This is a genomic window from Vreelandella zhaodongensis (assembly GCF_013415115.1).
GTDB lineage: Bacteria > Pseudomonadota > Gammaproteobacteria > Pseudomonadales > Halomonadaceae > Vreelandella > Vreelandella zhaodongensis.
The window spans coordinates 351,949-372,505 of record NZ_JACCDD010000002.1 but is presented as its reverse complement, the minus strand read 5'-3'; the positions used below and the strand labels follow the sequence as shown (position 1 = coordinate 372,505).

The window sequence follows — 20,557 nt, the reverse complement described above, 5'->3', positions numbered from 1 at the left end:
CTTTCAGGGCACCACCGCCATCGGATAGGCACCACTAGGATGAGGCACCACGTGCATCGGCAGGCCATAAATGGCCTCTAGGGTGGTGTTATTCATCAACGCCTCAGGCTTGCCCTTGGCCAACAGGCGGCCGCTGTGCAGAGCCACCAGATGGTCGCAGTAGCGGGCGGCCAGATTGATATCGTGAAGCACGATGATCACTCCCAAGTTAAGTTCTGCGCAGAGGCGGCGAATCAATTCCAGCACGTCCACTTGGTGGGAGATATCCAGTGCCGCCAGGGGTTCGTCAAGCAGCAGGAAACCACTGCCCTGAGCCAACAACATGGCGAGCCAGAGCCGCTGACGTTCGCCGCCGGAAAGGGTGTCCACCAAGCGGTCGGCAAAGCACTCGGTTTGGGTCAGCGCCAAGGCGCGTTCGATGGCGGCAATGTCCTCGGCACCGTGGCGACCCAGCAGGCCGTGCCAGGGGTAACGACCCATGGCCACCAGTTCGCGCCCTGTCAGGCTATCGACGGTGGGCAGGTGCTGGGGCAAGTAGGCGACCCGGCGGGCAAATTCGCGCTGTCCCCAAACAGGCAAAGGGCGACCGTCGAGATGTATCTCGCCGCTGCTAACTGGCTGCTGGCGAGCCAGCAGCTTGAGTAGCGTCGACTTGCCTGAACCATTATGGCCGATCAGGCCATGCACCAGGCCTTCGCTAAGGCTCAGCTCGGTGGGCTGCAGAAGACGCTTTCCATCCACTGTGAAGGTGGCGGCATGGGTTTCGAACATGGTGATTTTCTCTGCATGTCAGTTAGCGGCGTGCCGGAGCCGCCATTGATCACGACAACGGCGGCTAACGGGTTATCAGAATGCATAATGGAAAGAGGCCGTGACACTGCGTTCGGCACCGAAGTAGCAGAAGTTCAGGTCGTAGCAGGAGGCCACGTACTCTTTGTCCAGCAGGTTGGTGACGTTGAGTCGTGCCGACATGTCCGTGAGGCCCAGGCGACCCAGGTCATAGCCCAGGGTGGCATCGACCAGAGTGTAGTCTGGCACCTTCTCGGTATTAGCGTCATCGGCTTGGATATCGGCGTGATAGCGAATGCCAAGTCCAGTGTCCAGGCCAGTAAGCGCGCCGGACTGGAAGGCATAGCTGCCCCACACGGCGAGCTGGTGGCGCGGTATTTGGTTGCTGCGGTTGCCTTCATTGGCGTCGCCGGTCTTCTCCAGGGTCACGTCGGTGTGGCTGTAGGCGGCTTGCAGGGAGAAGGCATCGGTTAACTGGTGATGCGCCTCCAGCTCGACACCACGGGACTCGATCTTGCCGGTGGCGCGGTGGAAGGTTTCGTTGGGCAGCTTGGTGGAGACATTCTCCTGGGTGATATCGAACAGCGCGATGCTGTAACGATCACGAGTGCCTGGCGGCTGATATTTCAGGCCGAGCTCAACCTGTTCGCCCTCAGAGGGAGCCAGCAGGTCGCCGTTTTGGTCAGTGGTGCTATTGGGGCTGAAGGAGGTGGTATAGCTGATGTAGGGCGCTAGGCCGCTGTCAAAATGATAGAGCAGACCGGCGCGGCCGCTAAACTGGGTGTCATCCAGTGTGCTGGCGGAACCGCTATCCGGGTCGGTGTTGGTGATATCGACCCAGTCGTGGCGCAGGCCCAGGTTGGCGTGCCAGTTGCCGATGGTCATCTGGTCTTGTAGATAGAGGCCGGTCTGTTCAAGTTCACGGCGTTGGCGCGTTTCTGGGTTCATCGCACTGGGGCCAGCGCCATAGCGAGGGTTGAAGGCATCAATGGTCGGGAAGGCCCCCGAGGTCCAGGTGACGTCGTTGTCGCGCTGCTGATAATCCAGACCCAGCAACAGGGTGTGATCCACGCCACCGGTGGAAAGTCGTGCCTCTAGCTGGTTGTCGACGGTTAGAGCGTCGAGCGACTCATCGGCGCCGGAATAGTAGCGGTTGAGCTCGGTGGCCGAGGCCCAGCCAAAGGCGTAGACCTGATCTAGTTCGACACTGCTTTCGGTGTAGCGCAGCCGTTGGCGAGCACTCACAGCATCGTTGAAGTGATGCTCTACTTCGTAGCCCACCATGACCTGGTCACGCTGGAATTTTTCGAAGGCTGCCTCGCCCTCAAAGAAGGTGTTCGAGATGCGTCGGCCGTTGCGATCTACCACCGTACCTTCATAGGGAAGCCCCGAGTGGTACCCCCCTTCTGGATCACGCTGCAGATAGGCATGCAGGTTCAAGCTGGTGGCATCGGTGATATCCCAGGTGAGCTGGGGGGCGATGGCATAGCGCTGTTCTTCTGTCGGGCCGAACTGAGTGTCGGCGGCTCGCGCCAGGCCGGTGAGACGGAAGGCGAGGCGGTTCTCGGCATCCAGCGGACCAGTAATATCGAACGCGGCGCTGCGATTGGCATTGTTACCGAGGCGCAGGCGCAGCTCACCGCCAGGTTCAAATGATGGACGGCGGCTTGTCTGGGCGACCAGGCCTCCGGGAGAGGCGCGCCCATAGAGCACTGAAGCGGGGCCCTTGACGACCTCGATAGACTCCAGGAACCAGGGATCGACCGAAAATGAACTGAAGGATCCCCCGTCACTCATCACTTTGAGACCGTCGAGGAAGGTATTGTTAATGCTGCCGTCGGCGAAGCCGCGCAGTACCAGGTAATCATAGCGATTGGAGGCACCGATCTGGTTAGTGAAGACCCCAGGGGTATAGTTGGCGGCGCGCTGGACGCTTTCGGCTCCGCGGGACTCCCAGTCATCCCGCTCGACCACCGAGACGGCCTGAGGCGTCTCGATGAAGGGCGTCTCAGTCTTGGTGGCGGCGCTGGCGGTCACCGTCAGGGTTTCCAGGGGGGCATCGGCCAGTAGCGGCATGGAAATAGAGGCTGTGGCCAGCGCGACGGCCAGTGTCAGGCGATTTAGCTGTGGCATGGATGATTCTCGGTGTGAATTCTTTTGGTAATGAGAATTATTCCATTTTGTTGGCGTGCTGAGTTATGCGCGCTGAGCGATTTGTTATGCGCGTGACGCAGGTTGCGTTCATTGATGGTGCCTCGTCAGGGTGCTGGGAGACACACCGAAAGCACGGCGGAATGCGGTGGTAAAGTTGCTGGCATGACGGTAACCGCTCAGATGCGCGGCTTGTTGGATGCTATGCCCGTCGAGCAGTAGTTCCCGAGCCAGAGACAGGCGCATGCGACGCAGGTAGTCGATGGGTGAACAGCCGTAGGCAGTCTTGAAGCGACGCACCAGGGTGCTAGGACTCATCGCGGCACGTGCTGCCAGCACTTCCAGACGATGTTCCCGTTCGGGGGCTTCCTCAAGCAGGCGGCGAACCGACTCCAAGCGGCTGGGTGACGCTGTTACCTGAATGCTTTCGCGGCTGGGCGGTGCCTGCCCCTGAGCCAGCAGCTGCAGCGCGAGCCCCTGGAAGAGTAGCCGCCGGGGTAGGCCAGTCAGAGGCGAGTGAAAACTCTGCTCCAGGGATAGGTTCAGTGCGTGAGTGAGTGACCAAGTGCTGGATGGCTCTGCCGGCAAGGTTTCGCCGCACCACTGGTGCATGGCCGTCTCGTCTAGTGACAGGCAGAGAGTGCGCAGTCGCTGGCCCTCGGGCTGGTAGGCGTCGAGGACTTGCCGGTCGTTCAAGCACAAGGAATGAGCCTGCCCGGCCGTCAGCCAGCGCTGTTCTGTGTTTGATCCCAGCCGCACGCGGCCCTCTATCACCACCACGAGCAGCCGCGCTGCCGAGCCCAGCGAGTGTGATGCATAAGGGTGAATCACATCGATGTCGGAGAGCACCAGCTCGACGCCGGGAAAGAGCACTATTTCCTCTACCCGACCTTGGGCGACGGACATCTGGGCGGCCCGTTCCGGCGGGCATGCCGTTGCTGGGAAACGATACTCAATGCAGTAGCGGTGGCCGTAATCGAGAAAATCCGCAACGGTCATCCGATAGATGGCAGCCCTGGTCATCTCCTCATCCTCCGGTCAGTGGCGACACTTGCCCTGGTTCAGTGGACAGTTGCCGCAGTAGCCGAGCTCTGGCATCAGATAGCGGATACAGCAGAGGCGTCGGCGGCGCTCGGTTTTCGTCCCATGGGTACCTTGTAGGTAGCGCACCGGCTGGAAGAGAGGATTGCGGCGGCCATCCGGCAGGTGGCGGTTGGCCATGAGCTCCCTGGCCGGCTCAGCTACGTCGGCCTCTGCCAGAGGGTGCGCTTGCAGAGCCTCGGCGAAGTGCTCGAAGTAGTTGCCTGCGTTGCTCCAGAACACCTTTGGAGAGGCTCCTGAGAGTTGCGCCAGGGTCGTGATCAGTGGGGTGAGATGACCTTCGATTAGCGTTGAGAAACGCGTGAATGCGTCCTGAGAGGCCAATGGCTTCCCTGCATGATGAAGCCACAGGCGTCGTGTCTGCCCCTCGGGAGTCAGTTCGAGATGAAGGTCATCCAGACCCAGGGGTAGGTCACGTTCCAGCAGTAGGTTGGCGGCCAGGGCGGCTGAAATCACTGAGCTGAAGTGCCACTTTGACCACAGTGAAGCCACGGCACGACGGTCGCCGCGGCCATACTGAAGGGTGAAGCGCTCCAGCAGAGGCGTCAGGTAGCTGGGGGAAAGCAACTTCCAAGCAGGCAAGGTATAGGGGCCGTCGGGGGGAACTCCCAGGACGGGGGGCAGCAGGCCTTCCAGAGGGCCGAGATAGAGTGTCGTCAGCGCAGGGGGCATGGCTCACCACCAAGAATAATTTCCAGATAGTAATATGAATGCTAATCATTAGCAATAGCGTCTACTCTTGGCACAGTGATGTAGTGCCGACCAGCTCACTGCGGCATCGCTCCAGCGCCTGGGTGATATAGCGCCCCGCCATGCGTTCAGAGACCCCAAAGCGTCGGCCAATCTCGGCTTGGGTCAGCCCTTCCAAGCGGTGCCAGGTCAATGCCTGGAGAAGCCGTGGTGGCAACGATGCCATAGCTCGCCGTAACTGGCGCTGACACAGGGCGCTTTCGGTTGCCGTTTCTGGGCAAGAGTAGGGACAGGCGAGGCAGAGACGAGGATCATCGAGTGGCTGGTGGTCGATGCGTGAGTAACAGCGACGATGATGATCAATCATTAGGTTATTGGCGATGCGGAACAGGTAGGCGCGTGGCTCTTCAAGGCCCTCGTTGCATGGCCGTTGGCTCAGGCGCAAGAACGCCTCCTGACAGAGGTCATCGGCGAGGGCAGGACAGTGCAGCCGTTGTCGTAAATAGCCATTCAGATCACTGGCGTGCATTCGATAAAGACGGGTGAGGTCCAGATGGTCGGTCATGGGAACACGATCATGGTGTCAGGGGCTCGAATGGTGTTGGTTCTTATAGGGCCCGCCCTTGCAGCGGGCCCAGTGTCGTCATAGTTCAGGTTAGTTCCAGCTGTTGGGTTGCCCTTGCGCAGGCGATGGGGTGGAAGGCGGCAATGGGGTTGGCGAGGTTGCCTGCGAATTTCAGGTTTTTTGCTGGCTCTGCCAAGTCGAGCATCTGCTGGTGGTCGCTGAGTTGCAGTCGGTTTAGGCAGGAGAGTACGAACTCTGGCGCGAAGAGATCGTGCTGGTGGAACTTCTCAGCGAACTCAGGGTGGTCCTGCTGGTAATCAACGACGCAGCGTGCCACCCGCTCCCAGAAAACGTCTTCCGTTATGTCGCCTTGCTCGACCAGAATTCCCGCCATAAAGCGTAGGAAACAATCAAACACATCGGTGAAGATCGACAATACCTTGAGTGACTTGGGTATATCGAGGCGGATTCGAGAAATGGCCTCGGGCAGTTCCACCTCGGTGTTCATGATGGCGATCTCCTCGGCAATGTCCTTCATGATGGCGCGCACCGGAACACCATCCTTGAGCTGCAAAATCAGGTTCTCGCCGTGAGGCATGAACACCAGATCATAGGCATAGAAACAGTGCAGCAGCGGGCGAAGGTAAACCCTTAAGTAGCAGTCCAGCCAGCTACTGGTGGAAAGCCCGGAAATCGTGATCAGTCGCGGCAGCAGCGCGCGTTGATTTGCATCGACATGCAGCAGGGCGGCCATGGTCATCAGCTGCTGGCCGTCGCGCTGGTAGCGCATGGGGCTCTCCCGCCAAAGGCAGGCTAGCATCTTCTTGTAGGCACTGTGGCTATCGAAGACTGGCTCGATAGCGTCGCGACGAAAGCCGATAGCGGCCTCCTCGCGGAGGATCGTGAAGCTCTGGGCACGAAGCTCAGGGTCGCCGTCGACCAGTGCTTTGATCCAGTCGTTAATGGTCGGTGTGGCGCGCATGTAATTGGGAGAGAGACCACGCATAAAGCCCATGTTGAGAATCGACAGTGCTGTCTTCACATAGCGCCGATTTGGCTGGCTCACGTTGAACCAGGTACGGATCGACTGCTGGGCCTGATACTGATCGTGACCGTAGCCCAAGCAGACGATGCGGTTCCGAGCTACCTCAGCGGCGAAAGTGATGGATAGCTTGTGGAACCACTGCCAGGGATGAGCGGGCATCAGCAGGTAGTCCGTGGGGTCGAGATGGCGCTCTCCCAGCCGTCGGTGAAAGTCATTTACTGTTGCTGTGCCGAGCTCCTCGCGCAACAGTGCCTCGTAGTCTAGGCCTTCGATGGCACTGAAATGAGCGTCTTCGCGATGTACTGCGAGCCATACCAGGGTGATGGGCGCTGCGGCTTCTGGGGCAAAGGCGTGGTAGTCAACGGCGTCGAAGCCCATGCGGCCATTATTAGCCACGAACACAGGGTGGCCCTCCGTCATGGCGGCCTCCAGTGTCTGGAAGTCGGCATCGGCTAACCCATCGGCATCTGGGCGGTTGCTGTCTAGCTTGTAGGCGCTGCCGAACAGGGTGCTGGCAATCTCTTCCAGGTAAACCGGCAGCATCTCATTGCTGATCCCCAGGGGCTGGCGGAATTCGAGGATGAAGTGCTGCGCGTCGATCTCAGCTGAGACGTCATCGACCCGCTTATCGAGGGAGTCGAGGTCGATCATCCAGTGATCCAGCGCCAGACGACGGGCGCGGAAGTGGTACTCGACCGCCGTGTTCGGGGCAGCCAGCCGGTAGTCGCCGTTGCCTTTGGTATCCACGTGCAGTGCCTCGGGGGCCAGCAGGCGCTCATGGGAGAACTCAGCAATCGCCTTGCGGGTCAGCCAGCGGTTGGCCTGAGCCCAGTGGTCGGGGGTTAGGTGGGAAGTGACCCGTGTGGGGTTGGCGGCCAGTACCTGGGTGAGGCGCGGGTTTTCGCGGCTCACCGCCGAGGCGAACGCTTCTCGGTCGCAGAAGGCGAGGTGAGCGGTCTTCTCGGGCAGCTGCACTTCGCGTTCGTAAACAAAACCTACTCGGCGGTTGAGCGGATGTATCTTGCGGTTGTTGACGTCCGGCTCTACCACGATGCGCCGTGTGTCGGGGTCCTCAAACATAAAGGCCAGGATGGTGGTGATCACCTGGACGCTGAAGCCGGTCAGCGGCGTCTTGGCAGGAGCCACCAAGAAGTGCATGCCGCGGTCACCCTCGGCCACATCATAGTGCTCTCCGATAGGGTCGTGGCGCGGGTCGTAGCACTCCACCAGAAAGGCAGGTTGATCGTTGAATAGCCCCAGGTAGCCCTGTGCTTGGTTGCTTTCCTGCAGGTCGCGGTAGAAGGCGAGCACGCGTTCAGCAGAGTGGCCCTGCATACCCCAGAAACTTGCTCGGGGTGCGGTAACCCAGTCATGTACCAGGGGTAGGTCCTCGGGCAGGTGCAGTGGGCGGAGGCTGAAAGACCCCAGCCCTTGAGCGTGGCGGCTGTAGGTGATGCGAGTGGTCGGGGTCGGTTGGAAGAGATTCATGGTCAGGTCCTTGCAGAAACGGGATCAGTTGGCTGTGCTTGGCTCGACGATGGCCCGGCCAGCAGCAAGCGATAGGCGAGGGCGCAGAGGGCGAAACCTAACGCCGCGACGAAAAAGGGGCTGGCCAGGCCCTGGGTGTCGACCAAGCGACCAGCGCCCCAGGAGGCGATGAGCACGCCGAGCCCCTGGAAGATATGGATTTTGCTGAAGTCGCTGGCGTAGCGTTTTGGTGTGCTGAGCTGGAAGAGGCGTACTTCCAGTCGCACAGAGACGCGAAACAGTGCCCAGCCGAGTAGCAGCCGACCCGCTAGGATGGCGATAACCTCGCCACTGGCTTGGAGCAGCAGGCCCGTGAGGCCGATTGCCAGTGGGATAACGATGGCCGCACCGCTTGGGCGTCGGCCCAACAAGTCGAAAGCCAGCAGCGCTACGGCGACACCGCCGGGAATCGCGAAGACCGCGCCAGCCAGCGTCGCACTCGGTTGGCCCGAGGCTAGCGCCCAGTACTGGGCGAAAAAGGGTCGTGCCAGATAGGCGCTGAAGGTGAACAGCAGCATCACCACACCCAAGCGCAGAATAGCGCCGTTGGCGCTGGGGGAGGTTGGAGTGGCGGGCGCCGCGTGGGGCACTTGTCCGCGGCTGAGCAACAGCAGGCAAACCGCCACCTGGAGAATATCGCTCACCGCCATCAGCTGGAACACGCGAGCCGGCTGCCAGAGCTCCAGTACCAGGCCGCCCACGATGGCACCGAGAATGCCGCCAGCATGCACCACCACTGAGAGCATGCCGATTAGAGTGGCGTGGCGCTCCTGGGGCTCGAAGTGCATGAGGTACGGGTAGACCAGCAGGTAACTAGCCTTGGCCACCAGCATGGCCAGCGACAATCCCCAGAAAAGCGGCAGTGAGGTGACCAGCGCGCAGGACAGGCTCAAGCCGCCGGCGACGAGTTGGGTGCCCACCAGCAGCTGCAGGGTGCCGAACCGCCGTGCCAGCAACGCCCAGATAGGCAGTGCCAGCATTACCACCAGGCAGCTCATGGCTAGGTAGCTGCCGACGTGGGCAGGGTCGGTCACACCAAAGCGCTCGGCGAAGAACTGCGGATAGAAGGGCAGTAGCATGGAGTCGCTGACCACCGCTACGGCGGTGACACTTACCAGCCAGGGCGTCGGTCTCATGCAGGCTCCGCGTCCATCGGTTCAAAGACAGCCTCACTTGGAGCGCCGAAGTGCTGGTAGGCGATGCGCTTCTCGATGGGGTAGACCTCTCTACCGGTCAAGGCGCGGATGATGCAGGCATTGCGATAGGGTCCCATGCCCAAATCCGGAGCCACCAGGCTGTGGGTGTGCAGTTCGGCGTTCTGCACGAAGAGCTCGCCGCGCCCGCCGTCGATGTCATAGAAGCGGCCTACGGCATAGCGTCCGGCGGTGTCGAAGGCGATGCGCGAGGTGATAGGCGCTAAGAAGTCTGGCATATGGTAGCGGTAGCCGGTGGCCATGATCAGCGCTGGGGTGCGGTGACGGTAGTGGCGCTGCTGCTCGGTGTGCCACAGGGTCAGGTCGTATTCGCCGCGCTCGGCATCATAGCGGCAGGTTTCTAGGTTGGTGTTGGTGAGCAGGTCAGAGTGAACCTCGCCGCCTAGCGCCTTGGCGTAGCGCAGGTCGTAAATTGCATCAATCAGCTCCAGGTTGATGCCCTTGTAGAGGCTCTTTTGGCGCTGCATTAACCCGTTGCGGGTGGCTTCGGGCAGGGAGTGGAAGTAATCGATGTAGTCCGGTGATGTCATCTCCAGGGTCAGTTTTCCATACTCCAGTGGGAAGAAGCGGGGCGAGCGGGTGATCCAGTCGAGGCGATAGCCGAAGCGGTCGATGTCAGCGAGCAAATCATGGTAGATCTCGGCGGCACTCTGGCCGCTGCCAATCAGGGTGATAGCCTCCTGGCGCTGCAGCTCGGCCTTGTGCTGCAAATACTCGCTGGAGTGCAGCGGGCGTGGGTCTACTTCTCGGCAGCCCTCCGGCAGATAGGGGCTAGTACCGGTGCCAAGCACCAGTCGCCGTGCCAGATGGATCTGCGCCTCGCCGCTATGGGTGTCGCGGCAGCTCACCCGGTAGACCCCTGCGGTCTCGTCGTGATCGATGCGAGTCACTTCGGTGCTGAAGCGGATGCTGTCTAGTTGGGCGGCTGCCCACTGGCAGTAGTGGTTGTACTCCTTGCGCAGCAGGAAGACGTTCTCGCGGATATAGAAGTTGTAGAGCTTGCCCTGTTGTTTCAGGTAGTTGAGAACGCTGAAGCGACTGGTGGGGTCGGCCATGGTGACCAGATCTGACATGAAAGGCGTCTGCAGAGTGGCATCTTCAAGCAGCATTCCGGGGTGCCAATCGAAGCAGTCACTGCGTTCGAGGAAGAGGCCATCAAGTTCATCAATTGGGTCGGTGAGGCAGGCTAGGCCAAGGTTGAAGGGGCCAAGGCCAATGGCGATAAAGTCGTGGACAGTCTGTGTCATGGTCGTATCTCGCTGGAGTCAGGAAGCAACTGCGCGGGTTGGCGTCTGGGCATCGCACCATGCTTGGCCGTGGTGAGAGATGCGCTCGATGATGGCCACCAGATCTTTGAGACTGGTATCCGGGTTGAGTAGGGTGAACTTGAGATAAAGCCGCCCTCCGACGCGAGTGGCGGCAATTACCGCTTCGCCGTTGCGGGACAGTGTCGAGCGCACGTGGGTGTTGAGCTCGTCTAGCTCTGTTTCGTGTCGTTCTGGTTCATGTCGTTCTACTTCCTGCAGGCTCGCGGGGCGGTAACGGAACACCACGGTGCTCATGGGAGGATCGAGCAGCACCTCGAAGTCTGGGTGGCGGACTAGCTCGTCATGGACTTCGCTGGCCAAATCGATGACCCGCTCGAACATCTCGCCCAGCGCATCGGCGCCCATGATGCGCAGGGTCAGCCATGGCTTTAGGGCATCAAAGCGCTTGGTCGTCTGCAGACTCTTGTTGACCTGGTCTGGGGTGCCGGCCTCGGCTTGGCAGCGTGGGTTGAGGTAGTCAGCGTGGTAGGTGACGTGGCGCAGGTCGCTGCGTCGCCGAACCAGGAAAGCGCTGCAGCTCACTGGTTGAAAGAAGGTTTTGTGATAGTCGATGGTGACCGAGTCGGCGTGCTCGATGCCCGCTAAACGGTGACGGTAGCGTCGCGAGCACAGCAGCCCACCGCCGTAGGCGGCATCCACGTGTAGCCAGATACCATGCTCCCGGCAAAGTGCGGCGACCTCCTCAAGGGGGTCGATGCTGCCGAAGTCGGTGGTGCCAGCAGTGGCGACTACGGCGATAGGAATCAGGTTCATCGCCACGCACTCTTCTAGGCGCGTCTTGAGGGACTCGGGGCTCATACGGTAGTGGTCGTCGCAAGCCACCGGCATCACCGCCTGATAGCCAAGCCCGAGGATCGCCGCTGATTTCTGCAAGCTAAAGTGACTGACCTCCGAGCCGAGAATGCGCAGCCGCCGAAAGTCTGCCGACAGGCCCTCATGCTTATTGCCGCCATGCCCCTCAAGAGACGCTCCGTAATGGTCTCGGGCAATCATCAACGCCATCAGGTTCGATTGGGTACCACCACTGGTGAAGACGCCATCGGCGTCCTGGCCCAGGCCGATTCGGGCAGCTGTCCAGTCGATGAGCGACTGCTCGACGAAGGTGCCTCCGGCGCTCTGATCCCAGGTGTCCAGAGAAGAGTTGATTGGTGAGAGAATCGCCTCGGCGAGGATGCCTGGTAGCACAACGGGGCAGTTGAGGTGTGCCACGTAGCGAGGGTGGTGGAAGTAAACGGCATCATCCAAGTAGAGCCGTGACAACTCTTGCAGAGCAGGCTCCAGGCTGCCAAGCGGGGCGTCAAGATCGACGGCTTGGAACAATCCGCGCAGCTCTTCTGGGCGAGCGCCGGTAAAGGGGCGGTCTACTTGAGCTACCTTGCGTCTTACTAAGTCGATGCAACGGGTGGCCTGTTGCCAATAGGCTTCTGAATGGCGGGCACTGAACAGTTGGTTTGTTGCCAGCGGGGCGAATGCGCTGCTGAGGGGCTTGCTCTCGTCTAGAACCTTTGTCGTCATGGTGTCATCCCGTTTATCCGTTGCGCTGCAAAGCAGCAGGTTCGCCGGTAGCTATTGATTGCATCTCTCTGTGGTGCTGAGTGTTAGCAACGCCAGTAAATTTAATGAAATGATAATCATTACATTTTTCTCATAACAAACGACGTATCAGCCGCCGCTTTCTGAACCGACAGAGGCAATTTTTTTGTGAGGTGGCAGACACCAGTATCTAACGAGGAAAAGGAGGGCAAATGAGTGTCGCGATTTATAGGCGTCAGAAGACGCCTGCCTGGCCATCGCGAGTAGGTGTTAATTGATAATTGCTAGAGAGGGGGAGGAAGCTGTAATACTGGCAGAACAGAGGTGATTTAGCAGGGGCGTAGCTAATAAACGGCATTAGGCAAGCCGTTTCATCAGTTAAGAAAATTAAAAGAGTTTAATTTAATATCAGTTTAACCAATGCATACATTACTTTCTTGGTCTTCAAACACCGGTATTGCGTCAAGTTTATCGAAGGCGCCCGTTAAACAGTTGCCTGTTTTACTATCAAACGCTGCTCCATGGGCGCTGCATAGCAAACGGCTCCCATCTGATGAAATGATACTCTCTGACCGGTAATTTAGAGGTAAGTACTGGTGGGGGCAGGCATTGACGTAGCAATAAATAGCACCCTCTAGGCGCGTTACAATGACAGGGAAAGATCCACCGCTGCTAATAATTTCCAGGCAGTGTGTTTTACCTTCTTGTATGAGGTTAGAAGGACAAACAATAGCCCCCTCTTGGGGGGCATTCGCATAGTTACGCCAAGCGTCGTGCACAGGGTTTCCTTTTTACTGTTTAGCAGTACTAGTCAGCAGTGCTTTGCAACACGCCTCGGTTGATTTGATCCTCTTCGATGGATTCAAAAAGTGCTTTAAAATTGCCCTCTCCAAACCCATCGTCGCCCTTACGCTGGATAAACTCGAAGAAGATCGGACCAATCACCGTTTTTGAGAAAATCTGTAGCAAAATTCTGGTTTCACCACCGCCCACAACGCCTTCGCCATCAATCAGAATGCCGCGCTTGCGAAGTTTATCGAGGGGCTCCTGGTGATCTTTTACGCGCTCAAGTGATTTTTCATAATAGATGCTCGGTGGGCCAGGCATAAATTCAAGCCCCGCGTCAGCGATTAAGTCAGTGCCGGTATAAATATCGTTCGTTGCAATGGCGATGTGCTGAATACCTTCGCCATTATACTCACGTAAGTACTCTTCAATTTGGCTGTGATCGTCGGCACTTTCGTTAATCGGGATACGGATTTTGCCATCGGGAGACGTTAATGCGCGGCTGGTAAGGCCGGTGACTTTACCGGTGATATCGAAGTAGCGTATTTCGCGGAAGTTAAAGGTATCGTGATAAAACTTATACCACGTGTCCATGTTGCCACGAATAACGTTATGAGTGAGGTGGTCAAGATAGTAAAAGCCAAACCCTTTAGGCTTAGGATCTTCCTCATCTAACCACTCAAACTCGCTTGAGTAACAGCTGCCTTTTTCGCCATACGTATCAATAAAGTAAAGCAGCGAACCGCCAATGCCAATAACGGCTGGTGCGTCGATAGACTTATTGCCAGTGAACTCTTCAGCACCTAAATCAACGGCACGTTTTAGGGCATGCTGAGCATCAACAACACGCCAAGCCATTGCCGGTGCACATGGGCCGTGCGCTTCAATAAACGCTGATGCATGGGAGTTAGGCTCACTGTTAAGCAGGTAGTTGATGTCACCCTGACGATAAACAGTGATTGACTTGTCACGATGTTTGGCAACGGGAACGAAGCCCATTTGCCGAAACAGGCTGTCTAATTTTTCCGGCTCAGGATGGGCAAATTCAACAAATTCAAAACCATCGGTGCCCGCTGGGTTTGTATCGCTTATGGTTACTTTTGGCGCGTCATGAGGAAAAGGTCCCATCGCTGTCTCTCCTATTATTGTCTTGTAAGTGAACAAGCTCAGTATAGGGAAGAGGCAGTGCAATTAGGTTGCAAACTAACCTAAGATAACGCCAAATAGCGCACAGCTTGTGCGCAACTGGAGTGTTCTATGCACGGGATTTCTTTAGATCGTTATGATCTTGCAATTTTATCAGTACTGCAAAAGAACTCAGCCCTCACCAATTCAGAATTGGGGGAGCGTGTCAGCCTGTCTCCCTCTCAGTGTTCCCGGCGCAAAGCGCGGTTAGAAGCCGAAGGGGTGATTAAGGGGTATTCGGCGAGGCTTGATGCCTCCAGCCTGGGGTTTGGCTTGCGTGCCATCACCAGAGTGAATCTCAAAGCGCATGGTGAGAGCATGGATGATGATTTTGTCACGTTACTGACGAAGCACGCCATGGTGCGTGAGGCTTATTCTGTGTCGGGGGATGCGGACTATGTATTGCACGTTATCGCCAAGGACCTCACCGAGTTTTCAGACTTTATTCATCATCATTTATTGCCTCATCCTAATGTCACCCAGGTTCGCTCTGAAATCATACTGCGTAGTATGAAAGAGGAGCAGGGACTGCCGGTGAGTGGTAGCTAGGCTCTGTCCGAAATCGCCGACTTTTCAGGCAACGCCTAATCAGAGGCTTGTTAAGTAAGTGATTTTTTATGCCCTGAGGGTTCTATGCGTCTTAAATTTTACTGTCAGAATCGAATCGGCATTCTTCGCGATATAGTGGCTCAGTTTGCCGACTACCGAATTAATGTCGCGCGGGGAGAAGTCGGGGGTGATCAGGGCAATACCATCTATTTGCATGTCCCGAAATTACTCAATGCGCAGCTACTGACGCTTAAGCCGGTATTAGAAGCTATTCCCGGCGTGTTTGGGGTTAAGCGCGCTAATTTGATGCCCAGTGAGCGCCGTCATTTGGAATTGGATGCGCTGTTATCCTCGCTTTCTGATCCCGTCATGTCGATAGATATGCAGGGTCGGATTGTGGCGGCTAACCGTATCGCTGTGCAGGTGTTGGGAGTGCGCGTTCAAGAAGTGCCAGGGCTCTCGTTGGACCGTTATCTTGACGAAGTGGATCTTCCCGATTTGATTCGCCGCAACAACTCACGCATCAATGGGCTGCGGATCAAGCTGAAAGGAGATACCTATCTTGCCGATATCGCGCCACTGCACACCGAAGACACCAAGGTAGACTCATTAGCTGGGGCGGTCGTGACGTTACACCGTGCCGACCGTATCGGTGCACGTATTTATCAGGTGCAGCGTCAGGAGCTGCGTGGCTTTGAGGCCATCTTTCAGTCGAGTTCGCGATTAAAGGGCGTGATTAACGAGGCACGTCGCATGGCGCCACTGGATGCACCGCTGCTAATTGTGGGTGAAACGGGGACAGGGAAAGAGCTGGTGGCCCGCGCTTGCCATTTGGCAAGCCCGCGCGGGCAAGCACCGTTTGTGGTGCTTAACTGTGCTGGGCTCCCCGAGTCAATGGCCGAGACAGAGCTTTTCGGTTACGCACCCGGTGCCTTCGAGGGCGCTCGGCCGGAAGGCAAGCTTGGCCTTCTTGAGCTTAACGAAGGCGGCACGGTCTTTCTTGATGAAGTCGGCGAAATGAGCTCACGGTTGCAGACGAAGCTGTTGCGTTTTCTTCAGGATGGCGGCTTCCGGCGTGTGGGTAGCGAGGAGGAAACCTTTCTGGATGTCAGAGTGATCTGTGCCACTCAACAAAACCTGCCACAGCTGTGTAGTGAAGGGCTGTTTCGGCTGGATCTTTATCACCGGCTCAATGTGCTTTCGCTACAGGTGCCACCTTTACGTGAATGCCTGGACGGCATCGAAGAGTTGGCGGCCTATGTGCTTGATCGTGCGGCGCGTCAGATAGGCTGCCCTTTGCCGGAGATTTCGCCCGCTGCGCTTGAAAAAATCACCCGCTACGACTGGCCAGGTAATGTGCGTCAGCTGGAAAATGTGCTGTTCCAGGCGGTGTCGCTGTGTGAAGAGAAGACCATTGAGCCGGTGCATTTGCGCCTTCCTCACAGCGAAGCGTCTTCTGAGATGGCGGGTATTCCGTTAGAGGGAAGCTTGAGCGACATGCTGGGCGAGGTGGAAAGAAATATCTTAAGTACGCTGTATCAGCAGTACCCCTCCAGCCGCCAGTTAGGAAAGCGGTTGGGTGTTTCGCACACCACCATTGCCAATAAGCTCAAACGTTACGGCATTGGTGCCCAAGACAGCATTTGAAACAGCACTTGAAACAGCAGGTGAGACCGCGTTCAAGATGCTACTTAAGAGAATTCTTAAAAAGTCCTTATGACAGTCAAATTAACTGTCACGATTTGTTTACGGGGTGTCAGGAAAATGCAACGGCTGGTCCCCGCCCTTCGGCATTTTTTTATAAGTGTAACGATTAGTTTACGGTTGGGTTCCGCTTATACGAGCAGTGCCGCGCCGAATGCGATTTAACCCCATTCCTGCCCTATGGCTATCTCCATAGACTCTTTATAGATTGCTCTTTATGACTGGTTGACCGCAGTTGGTTGGCTTTTATAGGCAGCTAATCGCTCTTAACTAGCTGTTTTAGCTGCTCATAATAAATAGCCTAAAAACAATATAAATTTATAAGGTTTCCCAATGACAACGACAAAGACGCCCCCAAAAACGCTGTGGCTAGGCCGCTGGGGGTTTGTACTGGCAGCCACTGGTTCGGCAGTGGGCCTGGGTAATATCTGGAAGTTTCCTTACATCACTGGCGAGTTCGGCGGTGGCGCTTTTGTGCTGGTCTATTTGGCCTGCATATTGGCGGTAGGTGTTCCTATTATGATGGCTGAGATCAGCTTTGGCCGCCGTGGAAGGGGCAGCCCGATTGATGCTATCCGCCGTGTGGTACACGAGTCAGGCCGCGGTAGTTTCTGGTCGATCTTCGGTTGGATGGCCATGCTCTGTGGGTTCATGATTCTGTCGTTCTATGTGGTGGTCGCTGGCTGGTCATTCTCTTATCTGTGGAAAATGCTGAGCGGCGGACTGGCGGGCAATAGCGTCGATGACATGACGGCAATTTTCGCCGCGAATAATGCCAATCCTTTCACGCTAGGCGCCTGGAGCACACTGGTGACGGTGCTGACCATGTTCATCGTGGGCAAGGGCGTACAAGCGGGCATTGAAAAGAGCGTTAGTTGGATGATGCCGGGCATGGTCATCATGCTAGGCATACTGATTGGCTACGGTGCTTTCTCTGGTGGTTTTGCTGACGCCTGGTCTTTCCTGTTTTCGTTCAATACCGAAGGGTTAAGCAGTGAGGGATTATTAGCGGCACTGGGGCATGCCTTCTTTACCTTGTCGCTGGCCTCCGGTGCGATTCTTACCTACGGCTCTTACTTGCCAGACGGGCACTCTATTGCGCGCACGACATTCAGTGTGGCCATTGCTGATACCGTTGTCGCCCTGATGGCTGGTTTGGCTATTTTCCCGATTATTTTCGCTAACGGAATGAACCCTGGCGAGGGCCCTGGGTTGATTTTCATGAGCCTTCCACTGGCGTTCCAAGCGATGCCCTTTGGCACGTTGTTTGGCATTCTGTTCTTTTTAATGCTGTCGATGGCGGCGCTTACGTCGTCGATTTCGATGATCGAGGCGACAGTGGCCTGGCTCACTGGAAGCAAGGGAATGACGCGTAAACAGGCATCGTGGGGCGTAGGTATTGTGCTGTGGTTGGTGAGCACCCTGGCCATGCTGTCGTTCAACATTGGTGCTGACTGGTCGCTGGCTGGGCGAAACTTCTTTGGCTGGTTAGATTACTTAACTTCCCGCTGGATGATGCCGCTAGGTGGTTTAGGTATGGCACTGATGGCAGGCTTCCTGCTGCGTAATGAGATATTCAGGGAAGAGCTAGGGCTGACCCGCACCCAGCACACGCTGTGGCTGTTTATGGTGCGCTACGTTAGCCCACTAGGCATCGTGTTAATTTTCATCGATGCGCTGGGTCTTGCCACTCTACAAGTAGGTACTCAGTGGCCGTGGTTACTGGCGCTGCTGGCGCTTGTCACCGTGGTGGGAGAACTCGCTAGCCCGCGACTGCGTCACCAAGCTTCCTGAAACCATCGCTGAAACAAGGCTAAGGTAAAAAGCGCTCCCATCCAATGTTGATGGGGGCGCTTTGTGTTAGAGGGATACGTTGCTGGAGCTGGAGTATCAATCAACACGCTTCACTGTGCCGCTAAGGTATCAAAGGCAGTTGCGTTGGGGCATAAGCGGCGGCACTCATCAAGCTCGGCACTGGCTCGCATTGCTTTCCAACAATCGCCAACGGCTGCGCAGGCGTTGCAGGTGTCACGCAGTGCAACATAGTCGGCATGATTGATCACTCCGCCTTCTTCAAGCGCACTCTTCTCAAGCGCACTCTCGTTAAGCCCAAAGCGCTGCATCATGACTGGCATCAAGGTGTTGGCTGGACGGAAATGCGCCGGTTGGCCTGCCGCCAGCTGCTTTGCCACTGCTTGCTCAAAGCGTGGTTCTAGCGGTCTCTCCAGATCATTGATAAGCGCATCATAGCTAGCGCCTGCTTCCTGTTTTACGTTGCGCGCGAGCGTCGCGGTTGACGTTGCATAGCAGCGTTCTGTCAGGCGTCCCCACCAAGAGGTGGTTTCTGTGTTCTGGGCAGTATCCATGGTCATTCCCCTTCAGGTGTTCTTGATGATGACATCAGTATTAACCGGCGGGAGATGGACTATCTTGACGCGGATCAAATTGGTTTCAAATGAAACAGGTGGGCAGGGGAATGGTAGAGAAGTCGCTGCTGGTATGGCGTCATCAGACTGTGAGTGCTGCTCTCGCCGCCCATCAGCAGCGGCGAGAGCGGTTAACCTACCAGCTCAGTGACTAACAACACTCGTTGCGATACTTTCTTCAGCCGCTGCATTGACTAACTGTTCATGAAAGAAGGCAAGCGCTGCTGGTGCGTCCACATCACGGCTCTTCACTGACTCGCTCCAGGCATCCTGCAAGTTGCTAGTGACACCCCGCAGGTAATCAATGTCTTGTTCCGATGCTTGGGTAAAGGTCGCGCCATTTTCTTCACCAAATTCAACGCCGCGCTGGTCGGAAACATCCATCATGTAGCCAAATAAGCGTGAAAGCCGTTCACCCGATACGCTCTCAATCGCCACTCGGTCTTCATCCGACACTTGGTCCCAGAACATGGGGTTCATCACAATCGCAAAGCTGCCGCGATAGAAACCGCCGTCTACGGTAAGGGTGTGCGGAGCCACTTCAGCAACGCGAAAGCTGCGCAAGCTTTCAAGCGTTAGCATCGCACCGTCAACAACACCCTGGGATGCCGCTTCGTAGGTGCCAGTCGGAGGAATGGCAACACCGGTCACCGACATTGCCTCGGCTAAGCCACTCATCACTCCGCCGCCAACGCGCAGTCGTTTGCCAGCAAGCTCATCGATTGAGCTTATTTGATCACGGGTAAATATTTGACCTGGGCCATGCACGCCCATCCCCACCACATCTACGCCACGGTGCTCATTGGCTTGCTTTAAGTATTCTTGATGGGTATGCCAATACGCAGCGGAAGCATCTTCTGAAGAGAATTCCTCAAACGTAGGGAATTCAGGTAACTGAGTTGCTAGAAAGCGGCCCGCCATATGGGCGTGAAAAATCCAGCTGGCATCCGCAATACCATCAGCCACGATCTCCATTTGTGCGGGAGGCGGTCCCATATCGTGCACCACTTCCACCGTGACGCGGTCATCCGTGGCTTCTTCAATCCATGCCTTCCAGGTTGGCCAAACAATGGTATTAACACCGTGATTAGGCCCGCCCCACGTGCTGACGGTGATCGTTGCCTGGGCAAAGGAAGACATACTGAATGCCATGCTAGAAGCTGCGATGGCACCCACGAGAAAGCGAGCTGATTGTTTCATGTCAAAACTCCAGAGCCGGCGCTAATAAGCTTTTTATTCGAAAACCTAGCGCCTGTGTTGTTGTTGGTAACGTTGTTATTCGTAACGCCTAACCCCGAGCAATTAGCGCCTTCTTGGGCAGCGTAAATCACACCGGTTACCATGCCTTTAGATAGTTTCAATAGCAACTAATTTGAGATTGGTTGAATTGAGACTTAAGTCTTAATTCTTGAGGCTCTGGGCACTACCTATAAAGCTCTCTGTGCTTGGCAGTCATGAATTCGCTTGTCTGGCTTCAACGAATCGGGATAGCGGTCTCTTCTTTGATATTACGTAGCACGAAATTAGAGCTGACCTGGGAGATCCCATCCAAGGTGAATAATTTTTCATTCAGAAAGCGGTCATAAGCCGCCATGTCCTCGATCACTACTCGCAATACGAAATCGGCGTTGCCGGTGGTGGCATAGCACTGCAGCACTTCTGGATATTGCAGAATGCGATTTTCGAACTCGACGGTATTGTCGATGTGGTGGCGAACCAACGTCACCATGACCAGTGCTGATAGTGGTTGGCCCACTAGGCTGGGCTCCACCAACGCCGCAAAGCGGCGGATAACACCACTCTCTTCCAAGGCCTTTACGCGTCGCCAACAGGCAGCGGGGGAAAGCCCGATCTGTTCGGCGAGCTCATTGTTGGTAATGCGCCCCTGTTGCTGAAGCAGGGTAAGAATGCGCTGATCATGCCTGTCTAAGGTGATTTCTTTGGTTGCTTCTTTCATAGTGCCA

General features: G+C 56.6%; 18 protein-coding genes. 4 read left to right on the top strand and 14 right to left on the bottom strand.

All coding sequences use genetic code 11. From position 1 onward, the window contains the following. Nucleotides 1–3: 3 nt before the first annotated feature. Both HZS79_RS05030 and HZS79_RS05025 read right to left on the bottom strand, forming a co-directional pair. The gene (locus HZS79_RS05030) at nucleotides 4–771 is read right to left on the bottom strand and encodes an ATP-binding cassette domain-containing protein (protein WP_179927228.1); all 768 of its coding nucleotides are present in this window, start codon (nucleotides 769–771) and stop codon (nucleotides 4–6) included. A gap of 75 nt (nucleotides 772–846) precedes the next feature. After that, the gene (locus HZS79_RS05025; protein WP_246311420.1) at nucleotides 847–2,865 is read right to left on the bottom strand and encodes a TonB-dependent siderophore receptor; all 2,019 of its coding nucleotides are present in this window, start codon (nucleotides 2,863–2,865) and stop codon (nucleotides 847–849) included. Between HZS79_RS05025 and HZS79_RS16810 the strand changes: the two genes are divergently transcribed. Continuing rightward, nucleotides 2,786–2,953 (top strand): hypothetical protein, encoded by a 168-nt coding sequence (locus HZS79_RS16810; protein ID WP_246311424.1) that lies wholly within the window; start codon nucleotides 2,786–2,788, stop codon nucleotides 2,951–2,953. The two genes, HZS79_RS05025 and HZS79_RS16810, sit on opposite strands and share 80 nt — an antisense overlap. Before the next feature lie 77 nt (nucleotides 2,954–3,030). Here the strand turns inward: HZS79_RS16810 and HZS79_RS05020 are convergent, their stop codons facing one another. The 9 genes from HZS79_RS05020 to hppD form a co-directional block, all read right to left on the bottom strand. Continuing rightward, nucleotides 3,031–3,963, bottom strand: a complete 933-nt coding sequence (locus HZS79_RS05020) for an AraC family transcriptional regulator (protein ID WP_179927226.1) — start codon at nucleotides 3,961–3,963, stop codon at nucleotides 3,031–3,033. 15 nt (nucleotides 3,964–3,978) lie between these two features. Continuing rightward, a complete protein-coding gene (gene fhuF / locus HZS79_RS05015) occupies nucleotides 3,979–4,713 on the bottom strand; it encodes a siderophore-iron reductase FhuF (RefSeq protein WP_179927225.1) in 735 nt (244 codons plus the stop codon). Nucleotides 4,714–4,774: 61 nt separating this feature from the next. Then, nucleotides 4,775–5,296 (bottom strand): RNA polymerase sigma factor, encoded by a 522-nt coding sequence (locus HZS79_RS05010; protein ID WP_162216947.1) that lies wholly within the window; start codon nucleotides 5,294–5,296, stop codon nucleotides 4,775–4,777. A gap of 85 nt (nucleotides 5,297–5,381) precedes the next feature. After that, nucleotides 5,382–7,829: a GNAT family N-acetyltransferase gene (locus tag HZS79_RS05005; protein ID WP_218927936.1), complete on the bottom strand. Its 2,448-nt coding sequence runs from the start codon at nucleotides 7,827–7,829 to the stop codon at nucleotides 5,382–5,384. A 2-nt stretch (nucleotides 7,830–7,831) separates the two neighbouring features. Continuing rightward, nucleotides 7,832–9,004, bottom strand: coding sequence for an MFS transporter (locus HZS79_RS05000; protein ID WP_179927224.1), 1,173 nt, complete (start codon nucleotides 9,002–9,004; stop codon nucleotides 7,832–7,834). Beyond that, the gene (locus HZS79_RS04995; protein WP_179927223.1) at nucleotides 9,001–10,329 is read right to left on the bottom strand and encodes a lysine N(6)-hydroxylase/L-ornithine N(5)-oxygenase family protein; all 1,329 of its coding nucleotides are present in this window, start codon (nucleotides 10,327–10,329) and stop codon (nucleotides 9,001–9,003) included. Before HZS79_RS04995 ends, HZS79_RS05000 begins: the two co-directional genes overlap by 4 nt. A gap of 18 nt (nucleotides 10,330–10,347) precedes the next feature. Beyond that, the gene (locus HZS79_RS04990) at nucleotides 10,348–11,925 is read right to left on the bottom strand and encodes a pyridoxal phosphate-dependent decarboxylase family protein (protein WP_179927222.1); all 1,578 of its coding nucleotides are present in this window, start codon (nucleotides 11,923–11,925) and stop codon (nucleotides 10,348–10,350) included. Nucleotides 11,926–12,356: 431 nt separating this feature from the next. Continuing rightward, on the bottom strand, nucleotides 12,357–12,722 hold the full coding sequence (locus tag HZS79_RS04985) for a Rieske 2Fe-2S domain-containing protein (RefSeq protein WP_179927221.1): 366 nt from the start codon (nucleotides 12,720–12,722) through the stop codon (nucleotides 12,357–12,359). A gap of 28 nt (nucleotides 12,723–12,750) precedes the next feature. Further along, nucleotides 12,751–13,857 carry a 4-hydroxyphenylpyruvate dioxygenase gene (gene hppD, locus HZS79_RS04980; protein WP_162216953.1) on the bottom strand — a complete coding sequence of 369 codons (1,107 nt, stop codon included), beginning with the start codon at nucleotides 13,855–13,857 and terminating at the stop codon, nucleotides 12,751–12,753. 129 nt (nucleotides 13,858–13,986) lie between these two features. On the opposite strand from hppD, the gene HZS79_RS04975 reads away from it, so the two are divergent. From HZS79_RS04975 to HZS79_RS04965, 3 genes are all read left to right on the top strand, one after another. Then, complete coding sequence (locus HZS79_RS04975; protein ID WP_162216954.1) at nucleotides 13,987–14,463, top strand: Lrp/AsnC family transcriptional regulator; 477 nt, start codon at nucleotides 13,987–13,989, stop codon at nucleotides 14,461–14,463. 84 nt (nucleotides 14,464–14,547) lie between these two features. Then, entirely contained in the window at nucleotides 14,548–16,110 is a 1,563-nt protein-coding gene (locus HZS79_RS04970) for a sigma-54-dependent transcriptional regulator (protein ID WP_162216955.1), read from the top strand. A 390-nt stretch (nucleotides 16,111–16,500) separates the two neighbouring features. Beyond that, a complete protein-coding gene (locus tag HZS79_RS04965; RefSeq protein WP_162216956.1) occupies nucleotides 16,501–17,961 on the top strand; it encodes a sodium-dependent transporter in 1,461 nt (486 codons plus the stop codon). A gap of 110 nt (nucleotides 17,962–18,071) precedes the next feature. Here HZS79_RS04965 and HZS79_RS04960 read toward each other — a convergent pair whose 3' ends face one another. From HZS79_RS04960 to HZS79_RS04950, 3 genes are all read right to left on the bottom strand, one after another. Then, nucleotides 18,072–18,533, bottom strand: coding sequence for a hypothetical protein (locus HZS79_RS04960; RefSeq protein ID WP_179927220.1), 462 nt, complete (start codon nucleotides 18,531–18,533; stop codon nucleotides 18,072–18,074). A 204-nt stretch (nucleotides 18,534–18,737) separates the two neighbouring features. Continuing rightward, the gene (locus tag HZS79_RS04955) at nucleotides 18,738–19,793 is read right to left on the bottom strand and encodes a TRAP transporter substrate-binding protein (RefSeq protein WP_179927219.1); all 1,056 of its coding nucleotides are present in this window, start codon (nucleotides 19,791–19,793) and stop codon (nucleotides 18,738–18,740) included. Nucleotides 19,794–20,067: 274 nt separating this feature from the next. After that, nucleotides 20,068–20,550: an Lrp/AsnC family transcriptional regulator gene (locus HZS79_RS04950; protein WP_038479138.1), complete on the bottom strand. Its 483-nt coding sequence runs from the start codon at nucleotides 20,548–20,550 to the stop codon at nucleotides 20,068–20,070. Nucleotides 20,551–20,557: the final 7 nt, after the last annotated feature.